Origin of the sequence: Salipaludibacillus sp. CF4.18, assembly GCF_051262595.1 — a bacterium.
In the GTDB taxonomy this organism is placed as follows: domain Bacteria; phylum Bacillota; class Bacilli; order Bacillales; family Salisediminibacteriaceae; genus Salipaludibacillus; species Salipaludibacillus neizhouensis.
On sequence record NZ_JBIMEV010000014.1, the window covers coordinates 45,436 to 59,494 of the forward strand.

General features: G+C 38.9%; 10 protein-coding genes. 1 reads left to right on the forward strand and 9 read right to left on the reverse strand.

Annotation, left to right across the window (positions count from 1 at the left end; genetic code table 11):
- Window positions 1–37: 37 nt before the first annotated feature.
- From hydA to ACHABW_RS11205, 8 genes are all read right to left on the reverse strand, one after another.
- Window positions 38–1,462 carry a dihydropyrimidinase gene (gene hydA, locus ACHABW_RS11170; RefSeq protein ID WP_435755376.1) on the reverse strand — a complete coding sequence of 475 codons (1,425 nt, stop codon included), beginning with the start codon at window positions 1,460–1,462 and terminating at the stop codon, window positions 38–40.
- Between the two features lie 15 nt (window positions 1,463–1,477).
- Window positions 1,478–2,764 (reverse strand): NAD-dependent dihydropyrimidine dehydrogenase subunit PreA, encoded by a 1,287-nt coding sequence (preA, locus tag ACHABW_RS11175; RefSeq protein ID WP_435755377.1) that lies wholly within the window; start codon window positions 2,762–2,764, stop codon window positions 1,478–1,480.
- Between the two features lie 108 nt (window positions 2,765–2,872).
- A complete protein-coding gene (locus ACHABW_RS11180; protein ID WP_435755378.1) occupies window positions 2,873–4,243 on the reverse strand; it encodes an NAD(P)-dependent oxidoreductase in 1,371 nt (456 codons plus the stop codon).
- A 220-nt stretch (window positions 4,244–4,463) separates the two neighbouring features.
- Window positions 4,464–5,354 (reverse strand): nitrilase-related carbon-nitrogen hydrolase, encoded by an 891-nt coding sequence (locus tag ACHABW_RS11185; RefSeq protein ID WP_435755379.1) that lies wholly within the window; start codon window positions 5,352–5,354, stop codon window positions 4,464–4,466.
- A gap of 471 nt (window positions 5,355–5,825) precedes the next feature.
- Window positions 5,826–7,622: a bifunctional diguanylate cyclase/phosphohydrolase gene (locus tag ACHABW_RS11190; protein ID WP_435755380.1), complete on the reverse strand. Its 1,797-nt coding sequence runs from the start codon at window positions 7,620–7,622 to the stop codon at window positions 5,826–5,828.
- A gap of 172 nt (window positions 7,623–7,794) precedes the next feature.
- Complete coding sequence (locus ACHABW_RS11195; RefSeq protein ID WP_435755381.1) at window positions 7,795–8,367, reverse strand: DUF5317 domain-containing protein; 573 nt, start codon at window positions 8,365–8,367, stop codon at window positions 7,795–7,797.
- A 215-nt stretch (window positions 8,368–8,582) separates the two neighbouring features.
- A complete protein-coding gene (locus tag ACHABW_RS11200; RefSeq protein WP_435755382.1) occupies window positions 8,583–9,284 on the reverse strand; it encodes an STAS domain-containing protein in 702 nt (233 codons plus the stop codon).
- An 856-nt stretch (window positions 9,285–10,140) separates the two neighbouring features.
- Window positions 10,141–11,103 (reverse strand): dimethylarginine dimethylaminohydrolase family protein, encoded by a 963-nt coding sequence (locus ACHABW_RS11205; RefSeq protein ID WP_435755383.1) that lies wholly within the window; start codon window positions 11,101–11,103, stop codon window positions 10,141–10,143.
- A gap of 144 nt (window positions 11,104–11,247) precedes the next feature.
- Between ACHABW_RS11205 and ACHABW_RS11210 the strand changes: the two genes are divergently transcribed.
- The gene (locus tag ACHABW_RS11210) at window positions 11,248–11,712 is read left to right on the forward strand and encodes a hypothetical protein (protein WP_435755384.1); all 465 of its coding nucleotides are present in this window, start codon (window positions 11,248–11,250) and stop codon (window positions 11,710–11,712) included.
- 105 nt (window positions 11,713–11,817) lie between these two features.
- On the opposite strand, the gene ACHABW_RS11215 is transcribed toward ACHABW_RS11210, so the two are convergent.
- A complete protein-coding gene (locus tag ACHABW_RS11215) occupies window positions 11,818–13,941 on the reverse strand; it encodes a glycoside hydrolase family 52 protein (protein WP_435755385.1) in 2,124 nt (707 codons plus the stop codon).
- Window positions 13,942–14,059: the final 118 nt, after the last annotated feature.

Below are 14,059 nucleotides of genomic sequence, written 5' to 3' on the forward strand. Positions count from 1 at the left end.
CTCTGGATGCAGTCACGTCTGTTCACTTTCATATCGATCACTTACTTGGGGAAACAGTTAATGCTTGAATACCTTCCTGCTGTTCATTATATTTTCTTCGTTTTAAATACTGACCGCTTCCTGGGTTTCCGACAAATCGTTTATCTTTAATGACAAACTCACCACGTGACAAAACAGTGACTGGCTCTCCGGTTACTTTCATTCCTTCAAATGCATTGTAATCTACGGCCATATGGTGAGTGTCAACCGATATGATACGTTCAATGGTTGGATCAAAAATAACAATATCGGCATCTGAGCCCACGGCAATCGTCCCCTTTTGCGGGAACACTCCAAATAACTTGGCCGTTCGTGTGGCCATAATCTCCACAAATTGATTCAAAGTAAGTCGGCCTTTTTTGACGCCTTCAGAAAATAAAATACTTACCCTGTCTTCGACCATAGGACCTCCGTTAGGAATTTTAGTGAAGTCGCCTCTCCCTAATTCCTTCTGTCCTTTGAAGTCAAAAGAACATTGATCAGATCCTAATGTTTGCAGCTGTCCATTTTTCAATGCTTTCCAAAGTACTTCTTGATTTGATTTGTCACGAAGAGGTGGTGACCAAACATATTTCGCCCCTTCGAAATCAGGTTTCTCTAATGCGGTTTGATCAAGAACGAGGTATTGCGGGCATGTCTCTCCCCAAACGTCATAGCCTTTATTTCTAGCTTCTGAAATCTTTTCAACAGCTTCTGCACACGAAACGTGAACTACATAAAGTTGCGAATGTGCAAGTCCCGTTAACTGTGCAGCTCTCCCGGTCGCTTCTCCTTCAGCTTCTGGTGGCCTCGTTAACGCATGGTAAATCGGATCAGTATTTCCTTCAGCCAATGCCTTTTTCACAAGGTAATCGATCACGTCTCCATTTTCCGCATGTACCATTACCAGTGCTCCAAGCTCTTTAGCAGTAATCAGAGTCCGAAATAATGTTTCATCGTCGGCTTGCAGGACGTTTTTATAAGCCATAAATACTTTAAAGGAGGTAATACCTTCCTCCTCTATCACCATTGGTAATTCGTTTAAAACGTCATCTGTGATTTCGCCTATCATCAGGTGAAAACCATAGTCGATAACTGCTTTATCCTTGGATTTATCATGCCATGTTTGAATCGCGTTTTTTAATGGTTCACCTTTACTGGACAAGCAAAAATCAATTACTGTTGTAGTCCCGCCGTATGCAGCTGCTATCGTTCCAGTTTCAAAGTCATCCTTTGAGACAGTACCACCAAATGGCATTTCAAAATGAGTGTGCGGATCTACTCCTCCAGGAAAGACGTAACAACCATCCGCATCTACTACTTCTGCGCCTTCTTCATTCAAATCCGTTCCAATCATGGCTATTTTCCCATCTACAATAGCTAGATCTGCTTGATAAGTGTCTGATGCAGTTACAATCGTTCCGTTTTTAACAATTTTTTTCATTGTAGCACCCTCCTTTTATTTACCGATATTCACCTCTGATTTTACTTTCGTCCCCTTAATCACCGCTTCTCTTTCATTCCACGTCATCGGTTGGTTACTAGGAATATCGAGCATATCGATAGCCCCATCAACCGGACAGACGATCGAACATAAGTTACAACCGACACAGTCTTCCTCTCGCACCTGTAAATACTCCACTCCGTTGCTGTCTTTAAGCATATCAATACATTGGTGTGAGGCGTCCTCACAGGCAATATGACACTTGTTACAGTTAATGCAAACATCGTTATTAATTCTTGCAATAACCGTATGATTCAAATCTAAATTTCCCCAATTTGTATATTTCGGGACGGATTTACCGATTAGCTCATTCACCGATTTAACCTTTTTCTCATCCAGGTAATTACTAAGCCCGTCGATCATATCTTCAACAATACTAAATCCGTGATGCATGACAGCAGTACATACTTGCACTCCAGTTGCTCCCATTAACATAAATTCAGCGGCATCCTGCCAATTGGAAATACCCCCTATTCCAGAAATAGGTACGTTAATTCGCGGGTTCTTGGCACATTCCCCTACCATGTTCAACGCAATTGGTTTAACCGCTGGGCCACAATAGCCCCCATGCGCTCCTTTTCCCGCAACATTTGGTACCGTATTCCAGGTATCCAAATCAACGCCTGTCAGACTGTTAATCGTATTAATCATACTAATGGCATCTGCTCCACCTTGAACAGCTGCTTCTGCAGTTACTGTAATGTCTGTGATATTAGGCGTCAGTTTTACAATCACGGGCGTTTGTGCTACTTCTTTTGCCCAGTAAGTCTGCTTTTCCACTAATTCAGGAACTTGTCCGGAGGCCGAACCCATGCCTCGTTCTGCCATTCCATGGGGACAGCCGAAGTTAAGCTCCAACCCATCTACACCTACATCTTCTACTCGTTTCACAATTTCATGCCACTTATCCTGTTGCGGTTCCACCATCAATGAAACGATGATCGCGTGATTGGGAAATCTTTTTTTCGTTTCATATATTTCTTTTAAGTTTTCTTCTAGTGGACGGTCTGTAATTAGCTCAATATTATTAAAGCCAGCCATCCGCTGACCATTAAAATCCAACGAAGAAAATCGCGAGGTAACATTCAAAATCGGATCCCCTAAGGTTTTCCAAACCGCACCGCCCCAACCTGCTTCAAACGCTCGTTGCACTTGATAACCGGTGTTGGTAGGAGGAGCCGATGCAAGCCAAAACGGGTTTGGGGATTTAATTCCTGCTAGATTAATCTGTAAATCAGCCATTCTATGACCCCCTCATTTTAATCATTCGCGTGACATCTCTTATTTTTGTTATAGCTCAAATTCAATCTAGGTGGACACTTTCTACGTGCAACATAATGTCACTATTCTTTAAGCTGTTTCCGAAGCTTTCATAAACAGCTGCTTGTGTATGGCATAGGCGGTATTTTTACCTTGTTGGGCTGCTGAAACGACCATTGCTTCCCCTTGTCCTTCACCAAAAATAACATCTCCACAAGAGAACACCTTCTCATTTGAAGTCTGGTGGGTTTCCAGATCTACTTTTACCACACCGTTTTTATGTTCTAATCCAAAACTTTCAATGAAAGATGTGTAACGTGACTGACCAATTGCCTTTATCACACCATCGACTTCCAGAACAAACTCAGAACCTTCCACTGGAACCGGTCGTCTTCGACCATCTTCATTCGCTTCCCCCAGTTCCATTTTCAAACATTCGATTCCTTTGACAACCCCATTTTCATCGCCAATGATTCTCTTAGGGGAAGTCAACCAACGAAACTCTATACCATCTTGTTTGGCGAATTCATACTCGAAATCATACGCAGTCATCTCTTGCTCTGTACGTCGGTATAAGATTTTCACATTTTTTGCACCTAGTCTGACAGAACAGGTGGCACCATCAATTGCCGTGTTTCCTGCACCAATGACAACGATACGCTTTTGTTTAAATTCATCACTGAGCTCACCGGATTTAGTAGATTTCACAAAATCAATCGCATCGTGAACACCTGTTAAATTTTCTCCGTCTATCCCTAAGCTTGGTACGTTGGCCATACCGATGGCTAAAACAACGGAATCAAAAACTTCCAATAACTCTTCCGGTAAAACATCTTTACCGACTCTTGTATTCGTCTTAATCTCCACATCTAGTTTCCTTACTTGATCAACTTCCCAAAATGAAATAGCTTGGGGCAATCGAAAAGAAACGATTCCATAGGTATTCAAACCACCACATTCTTTTTCCGCTTCGAAAATCGTTACTTTATACCCTAGTAATGCCAGTTCACGTGCAGCGGACAATCCGGCTGGACCCCCGCCTACAATTGCTACTTTCCTGCCGTTTTTTTTGCCTGCTTTAAATAGCACCTGTTCATTTTTAATCGCCCAATCTGTAGCATACCGTTGCAAATTCCCGATCATGATTGGCGTAGTAGAATGGTTTAGAACACATGCCCCTTCACATAGTTCTTCGGTCGGACATACTCGAGCACAGCTTGCACCAACTGGATTTGCTGTCATAATTGTTTTAGCAGATCCTTTTAAATTATTTGTCGCAATTTTTTTAATGAATTTTGGAATGTCAATGTCTGTTGGGCAAGCTTTAATACAGGGGGCGTCATAACAATAGAGGCAGCGTGCGGCTTCTTCATTCGCCTCTTGCTTTGTTAATGCTTTTGTTACTTCTTCAAAGTTACTCTCTAAATCTTGAAGCGAGATGTTCGGTCCCTTATTGGTCACTAGTAGTTCCTCCTTTACAGAGTTAGTTTCTAAAGAAAAACGCGCAGCGTCTTTTATTAAATACAGCGTGATCATTCACCACCCCGAGTAGCACCTTCGTACTGAGTGTAGGTGCTACTCGAAAGGAGGGTGGGTTTCCCTTAATACTTTTTACGTAAAAAAAGCTATCATCTTATACTTTTTTACCTTGGAATAAAAAACCTTTTCGAAAATAAGTTTTTTACGGAAGAAGCGAGGTCATATCTTCGTAAGTTTCTGGTCGACGGTCCCGATAAAACTGCCACGTGTCACGGACTTCACGAATCAATTTTTTATCCATGTCACCAATGATGACTTCGTCTTGGTCACGACTTGCCATCGAAACAAATTCTCCTCGTGGGTTAACTAAATATGATTGACCATAAAATTCTCCCATTTCCCAGGGAGCCTCTAGTCCGACTCTATTAATTGCACCAACATAATAACCGTTCGCAACGGCATGAGCTGGCTGTTCAAGTTTCCATAAATATTCCGATAATCCAGCTACAGTCGCTGAAGGATTAAAAACAATTTCGGCGCCATGTAAGCCTAATAATCTTGCACCTTCTGGAAAATGACGATCATAACAAATATAGACACCAATCTTTGCATAAGCTGTGTCAAAAACCGGATAACCTAGATTACCAGGTTTAAAATAGAATTTCTCCCAAAAACCATGACCGTTATCTCCTACACCTACATGAGGGATATGTTGTTTGCGATATTTTCCTAAATAGGATCCATCGGCGTCAATCACCGCGGCTGTATTATAATAAGTAGCGATTCCTTCTCTCTCATAAATAGGCAAGACGATAACGACTTCTAATTCTTTCGCCAAATCCTGAAATAATTTTGTTGTTGGACCATTTGGAATTTCTTCCGCAGCATCATACCATTTTGTATTTTGTTCCGAACAAAAATATGGGCCGTAAAAGATCTCCTGTAAACAAATGATTTGAGCACCTTTATCTTTAGCCTCTCTTACAAGTTTAATATGCTTTTCAATTGCTTTTTCTTTATGAATCTCAATCGGTTGGTCTCCATGAACATCATTAGAAGCTTGTATTAAGCCGATTTTAACATTATCTGACATTGCTATTCCCTCCTCGAAAATTAGGTCTATAATAAGAAAAACCTTATCTTCCTATTATTATAACCTCCGTAGTTTGAATATTGTTAATTTACTGACTATTGTAAGGTTAAATCGATTGTACGGGTAATTGTTGTACAATACACTATACATAATGTTAAATGATCCTAAAATCTGAATGATCAAATTGTAAAATAGAAATATCTGGCCACTTCATATATGATCTCTCTTCCTCTACCTCGCTTGATATATAAGTATTTCTAACATAAATTAGCTTTTACCTTATGTATAGCATATTCTATATGCAAAGGTTGTAGTATTAAGGTTTTATGTAAGATAAACTACCAGATTTTTCTATACTCGGTACTCTTTATTCAGAGATTCACTAACACAGTGTAAGTCATTACATGGAAAATTTGCACAAAAAAAAAAAACAAGATAGATATCGTACTCTACCTCGTTTTACTTCTACATCTATTTATCAATCTGGTACTGTCGTTTAATCATTTCAATAAAGTAGGGCACATACTCTGGATCGAATTGTGTTCCCGAACATTTTTCAAGCTCTTCAATCCCCTGTGCAAAAGACTTTGTAGATTGATAAGGTCGCTCGGTTGTCATCGCATCAAACGAATCTATGATACAAAGGATTCGTGCCAGTTTCGGTGTTTCTTCCCCTTTTAATCCATGCGGATAACCTTTTCCATCGTATCTTTCATGATGAAGCTCCACTAACGGAACTAAATGCTGTAATGCTTTATCCGTAGAAACAATTTCTTTGCCCCACGTAACATGCTGTTTGATCATTTCCCATTCAGCTTGTTCTAATTTCGTTTTTTTATTAATAATTTCTCTAGGAATTTCAATCTTACCTATGTCATGAATTAAAGCCCCTAAAACTAAGACCTTTTTTTCATGGTCCGTCAGATCTAACTCATTAGAGAATTTAACCGCATATTGAAATACTCGTTTACTATGTTGATAAGTAGAAATATCTTTATATAGAAAAAATCTTAACTGCTGTTCTAAGTGATCAACCTCTTTTTCATAATCTATTAAAGAAGAATCGAGATCATTTTTGTGATAAAGGTGAACGGCATTTTTCCCTTCAGACTTGGCCCGATACATTGCCTGGTCGGCCTTGCCGATAAATTCCGCAGAGTTATAAAAATCACTTTCGTATTCCACGACTCCACCAGAAAAGGATAAACATCCATGTGGAAGTATTTCCACACCTTTGAAATAAGAATCATTAATCTCTTTTCGCAGTTTATTTATGTACTTCGAAGCTTCACAACCCTTAACTTCCGGCAGTAAGATAACGAATTCTTCTCCGCCATAGCGAGCTGCAAACCAACCGTTCTTTTCACATTTTTCTCTTAACTGCTTGCCAAAGTACTTCAACAATTCATCTCCGGATACATGTCCGTGATAGTCATTGTATTTTTTAAAATCATCGATATCGATAAAAGCCAAGCTCAATGTATCAGCTTTCTTAGTCATAAGATAATCATCAATTACTTCTTTAAAGTGACTATGATTATAAAGCGTAGTTAACTCATCAAAATTAGCCTTTTTGGAAACCTCTTCATATAGAACAAAATATTGTCTGAATACAATAGAAAGTAGAACAACAACACTAGTGAATAGGATTAAGCCGAAGTTTTGGTATGACGTTATTAACATACCTAATATAATAGAAAGAACGAGTGTACTTAAGTAACTAGAAATTGTTTCTTTTACCATTCCTTTTATCACTTTTAAAAGACTTTCTGTTTCTAATAGTATGAAATAGATCCCTACCAAAAGAACATTCAAAGCAAAATAGATAAATAATGCAATAACATAAGGAACAAGCTGTTCAATCTCTATCGCCCCAACAATCCCCCCCGTGTAAATAAACGAGTGGTATGCTGCTATGATCATTAAAGAATAAATCGAAAAATTAAATACATGTTTCCACCAGACAACTTTATACTGATACAAACCGAAAATTATACTGCTCCAAAACAATACTATTAGCGTAACCTCAATACCAAAAACAAAGGTTGAAGCCAAATAAATAGCAGAATCTAGAGACAGAGCGTTCCCTTTAGGAGGAAGAATAACAATGAAATGATTAAGCAATATGATAGAGAGAATTAATAGAAGGACAGTTGTCCATTTAGCAGCCTCTATATTAAATGAATTATTAATAGTCAACAAAAATAGAATAAATCCGGACAAAGAAATGATTGCTATATAGATGTGGGATTTACGAACATTAGTCACACTTATCACACTCTTAACATTTTTAATTAGAGGGAGTGTTTCCACTCCCCTTTTGACTAATAATTATACTAGTTTAAAGCCTGATGTTAAAGCTACAATAACAGAAGTTAAAATAGCAATGTTCACAATAACCTTTGTGATTTTAATATTTTTCATATTATTCACCTCCTTTTTAGCTTAATTTAACCTCATCCGTTGCCCGTTTCTCATGATTGACCATAGTCTCCTGTATAAACAGAAATACACCAATATTCATTAAGACATCACCTATACTTATCACTTGTCCGTTCCGAAATGGAAGTGTCACGGGGATAACATCCCCTAGAAATGCTACCCTCGTACTTTCTGTAAGTAAAGCATGTTTACCATATATACCGTTCTTTAAAACTTCGATATATATTGGATCTAGTATTTCCGCTGCCTCAAGCGATACTGGCATTCTACCACCATTAACTGCCATCACTAAGAAATTTAAAAAGACACCTGTAAATATTAATAGAAATCCGTGTAAATTCCTGTTTAACCAAAGGAAATATAAACCTACTATATAAACAGCCATAAAAATATAGCTACTTGCGGCACCTAAAATTGGAAGTTTATCCTGAAATAGATAGACTAGAACTTGTATTACTAAGATGATAGGGAAAATAAGTGCACCTTTTAATTCTAAATAAGCTAACCCTTTTAAACTGCCTTTTCTAATAAAACCAACCAAAATTGATAGAACAACACCATCGAATACCATCGTTATCCACCTATATTTCTATTAAACTTTTATTTACTATAATAAGCCAATTGTACTAATATCTACATAGTTATACAACAAATTTTTACAAATTATATTCTATCTATCATTTAGTTCAGAGCGTTACTGACAGAGGAAAAGACACATATACATGTCCGAGGAGACTGAAGCATTGCCCACAGAAAGCATCCGCCTAGAGCGGATTCGAGAATTGTTCAACGATAACAACAATCTCTAAAAAACCAATAATTTATATGAATTATCTTTCTAAACAAAAAGATCCCCTTATATACAGGGGATCCATTGGTTGAATTATTTTTTATTAATTGAAAGCCAATCCAATTTAATGCTTCTTTCAAATTTGCCTTTACTGTCAGATCAGAAATACCTGTTTCGTTTTTTTGAAAATCCATCGCTTGATCTGGCCTTACACCTGTCAGTACAGGGATCGCTCCTAGTAATTTCAAGGATTGGGTAAGTTTGAAAAGGTTGTTTGTAACCGATTTGTCATCATAAACAAGACCCGAAACATCAATAATAAAATAATCTATACCATCCTGATAACTTTTCGTTAATACTTGTTCCAGGATAATCTCAGAGCGAACCTCATCCACCTCGCCTACAAGCGGCAAGACTACAACTCCCTCCTCTATCGGAACAATCGGCACAGAATAATTTTGAATCCTGCTCTTCGCTTCATCTAAATCTATGACATAGCCAAGAAGCGTTGCCATCGTTTGGAATAATTCTCTTTCTTCATCCTTGAACTTACGGGGCTTATTATCTATTCCACAAAGTGTTCCGTAGTTATTTTGAGAATCTCCATACGTTATAGGAACACCAAGTAACGTCCCGCCACCAAGTTCTTTTGTTACGAGCATTCCCTTAGTCAAAACATGTTCATTTAAATCTTCCACGAGAAATGACTCACGGCCATTTTCAACGATATATTGTCAATACGACTCACTATATTTTGTCTCAAACCCCTCTTCAATAATCATATAATCGCGATTGAATGAATGAGTGATTTCAACTGTTTCCTTATCGTTTTTTGCAATAAATACGGTATTTATATCAATAAACTGGCTCAATCTTCTCAATAGCAGCCTGTTCTAATTCTTTGTAATGACCTTTTCTTAAAAACTGCAAAAGTATTTCCCTCCTACTTTAAGGCACTTTCCTGTTCAATAAATTATAACATATCTGAAACTCCACACGAATGAATTCGGTGGGTTCTAAGGTACTTTTAGGTTTCTTCTATATCTCACTTGTCTGATACAGACACTCACCTTGTTCCCTTAGACTTTCATGAACCACGCTTGTCCTAATGGACTACGTTGGCGTTCTGTCGGCTCATTTCAAAACCGTTGCCTCTAAATTAAACACCCATACTTGCAATCGTTCGAATACTGGTTCTTAAGCGCTCGATCTCACGATCATGAGAAGCCTTAAAGCCTTCCCACTTTTTGATACATGAATCTCGATCTATTTCTTTCAGATTATCCTTCACATTCATGATAAGAAAAGCACTATATAGGTCTCCTCAAAATGGTTGTACTGACTCGCTTTCACTTTATATGTATCGATTTTCTTTAATGCTTTCTCGTCGTACTTTAACTTGTTAGTCAATAACATAGAAGGTGCTTTATTCGCTAATGACTTGCCAAAGCGTTTCTTTTTATTCATTCGCCCTGTTCTCTCATTAACCGTTGTCTCTTTAGCTCTTGCTTGTTCAAATCATCCAGCTTGATAACCTGCAGGATGATTTAAGTTTTATTCGTTTACTATTGGATCTCGTTTGAGAAATGCGGTCATGCAGTGGATGGCTCCCCAACCGTTCATAATTTCGTCCATCTCCACTTCGATGACCTCCACTCCATGTGATTCGAGTAGTGCTTTCGTTTCTGGACTGCCTGCAGGAGAAATTACCTTTCCTGGTTCCAGTGCAACAAAGTTCATGCTCATACCTTGCTTTAATTCTTCAATATTTGTAACTTCAATTATTTCTACCCCAAGGTCTTGTAACTGCTTGGCACAATCATAGGTGATATGCCATGGAAAGACGAGTAATTTGTTTTTATCAATCATATTCATATATCCATCTAAATGAATCGATCCGTATGGAATTTGTTTACGAATAATGTTTTTAACGCCAATATTTCGCAATTCGGTCTCTACTTGCCTTGCCCCATCTTCGTTCGTGCGACTACCTGTACCAATGACAACTGTGTCACGATTCACCCACATTGCGCTTGCACCTTCAAAATATCCGCTTCCATTTATAGTCTTAATAATTGGTACTCCTAATGAGGCTAATGTTCTAGCAACCGCTTTTTCTTCTCCGCGTCGAGCTGGAATCGCTGGGCGGCAAACGATTGCTCCCTCCGGTGTCATGAATACAAGATCTCTCATAAACATTGCGTTAGGACGATCAGTACGCTGGTTTTCTACATAATGAACATCCACACCGTGGGCCCGATAAATCTCTGCTAGAGCATCTTGCTGTTGCCTTGCTCTAGTGGGTTCAATTGGAGCGCGAAAACGATATTTTTCAAAATTTCCTTCTGTAATTCCTTCTATTTCTGATCCAGGACGATGCATAAGTACGGCACGAAGCTTGCCCACTTCTGAATCACAGTACCAATCTCCCCATAACTCTTTCATTTCGTCTGAGAAACTCTGCTCCGATGGAAACCAACGCTCTCCTTGGACTTTTACTTTTGTATTCATAGACATTCTAATCCCCCCGAGTAACTAAATAATTAGACAATTGCATCTTCACTTTATCATAACAAATTTTTTACTCATAAAGCCTGTAATTTTTATGCACAAACACCCACTTCACTCAATATGATAACCGTGTAAGGAGGGAGAATGAATATGACTTATAATAATATGAATCAGATGCACAATAGCGCCGGTCACGGACATGGTCCTGGTTTCGGTGGCGGCCAGCAAAACAACCATATGCAACAACAACCAGGTGCTGTGGATCCTGCAGCACATCAACAACACATGCACGACTTGTGTCAACAGTACAATAATCATTTAGTACAATTAGAAACTACCGATGGGCAGGTTCACGACGGAATTATTGATGGCATTGACCAGAACGGTGTGGAGATGCTGGTACCTGAAGGCGATATGGATAACAATCACCACGAAAATGAGCGTCAATTCGGTTTTGGATATGGCGGATATGCTGGTTTTGACGGTTATGGGGGAGCTCTCGGGTATGGATATGGTGGACCAGGATATGGGTATCCGAGACGTTTTCGTCGATTTAGACGTCACCGTTTCCCGTTTTTTGGAATAAGACGATTACTCTTCCCGTTTTTCTATTAGCATAAAAAAGGTAAAGACCATCAGATTCAAAGTCTGATGGTCTTTAGCAATTCTAGATCACTCATCGCAGAATGATAAGTGATCTAGAACATAAATTTTACAAACTTAGTTACTTTCTCGTCCCTCTAACAACCATAAAATACTCGTCACACCACGTGGGTAATATCTACTTGCAGAAATTTCCCCCGCAATAATTTGATCGCTCCAGCTCCAATAGGATAATTCCGGATGAGTTAACCACTCGACGTGAGCTTTGTCAGATGCTTCTCCTTGCTCATCCCACTCAAATCCTAAAATGTGACGATAGACAAACTGACAAAGATATATTTTACTTAACCATGAATTGTCGCTCGTAGAAGAGAGCTTCCAGCCTCCGTCATCAAAAATACACGTACCTGGCTTAAGAACAGTAGTGATATGCTCTTTTAATGTTTTTATAAAGTAACCAAACTTCCCATTCTCGTCCAGGGCTTCTGTACACCCTGTGAAATATGGAAACACGAGACCTTCGATTGCAGGGATAATCTTAGAATTATTTCCTTCAAGAATTACTGCTGGAATATAGCCATCTTCTGTCATTTCATTTGCAATAGTTGTTGCACATTTTTCCGATTGACTCGCAGCAAGCTTGGACAGCGCTTCTTCCCCTAAATCTTTGAACAGCTTCTCTAAGGCGACATATACTCCCCAACACTTCGTCGCAATATAAATATTATTACGGGCTTGTCCTAGTGAAACATCTAAACTATCATAGGTGGTAATTTCAGCCCCACCCTCAGTCCTGGAGCTGTCTAATCCCATGAGACCGTTTCGTAACTCCGGATTAGGATTGTCGCGGTTAATCATACTTTGAAACGTGTCCTTCAACACATTTAAATGACGTTTTGCAAAATCCATATCCTTCGTCTCATGCACGTAAACAGTCGTACAACACAACCAGTTAATTAACTCTTCATGCGTCATATAAGAGAAACAACCTTTGATTCCTGCGACTTCATAGGCCGAATGACCAGGTCTAGAAAACACATTCGAAACGCCCATATCATGCGTGAAACTGAGTCCACCTTCGTGGAGTTGCTCTTCATTAGGAAAACGAACATTGTCTCGATAGCTGTATCGTTCTACAAATAATTCTAACTCATTTTTAACCATCCATGGATTCAGTTTCAATTCAAAAAACAACTGGTCGACGGTCAAGTCAAAGGTATTCATCATGCGGTACTCCCCTTCATTGACCACCCACATTGGTTTGCCTTGCATATCATCCAACATTTGCGTATTACCATAATAGCTCTTAATAGAATGAGCCATCATAAATTTCTGATCATCGTTTAAATGTCCTTGATCAATCAGGGAATTAGTCGCTTCATATTCTTTCATGAAAACAGCCTGGTTCGCGAGCGCATACTTTGCTACCTTTTCAATAGATGAAAAGTAACGCGAGTATGTATACTGAGTGTCAATACCACTAGTTACAATTCCGCCTTTGTAAAAACAAATCGCAAAGGTGAATTCCTTTTTCTCATTTGCAGGCACTTCCATCAAAAGAGCACCCGCTAGTCCAAGTCCGAAACCATAATTTACTTCATGAGAAACAGAAAGAACTTTATCGATCGAAAAACCAAGTCCGGATTTCACCCCTAGGTCATTAGAGACAATTGCTGTTTGTCTCCCTTGCCCAACACCTGTGAACTCTCCATCACTTGTATCATCAAGTCGACGCATCGCTGCAACCGGATCATTCCCCTGATAACCAAAGTATGCTTTTCTAGGTTTATCACACCCCGTATTATCAATGGTTACTTTAGCAAATACAGCAGGTAAAAGCGCTTTTTGCAATTCATCAGCAGACGCTTTTTCAGAATCCGGAACCGAAATCACAGGATTATATATTTTAAAAGTCAAATCTTTAGCCCTCCATGTATCCGTGCCAAGCTTAAGTTCGCGACTAATGTCCTCATCGTTAAATGCCGTAATTAATTGAGCATCTGTCTTAGCCTCGTCATTTCCTACACCAAACCTAGCAAGATCTTCGGAAGGATCATGAAAGAAAGGAAGAGCCTCGTATTCGTCACTGTCTCTTTTTTCTAATCCAATGAACACGCTTTCATCGGCGGGTTTATCTAGTTCCAACCCTAATCCGCCTTTAGCTCCTTTAAAACCTAGCGTGAAACTGGAGAAGGATCCAATCGGTGAATGGTGAGCATTATAAAAAATATTTTCTGCCAAACTAATCACTCCTGCATTGTTTTTTTATATTCATTAATTAGTTAGGTTTACTTTATCAATAAATCGCAGTTACATCGATGTACATTTCGGTAGGACGATTTGTCCAAATCGGTAATTC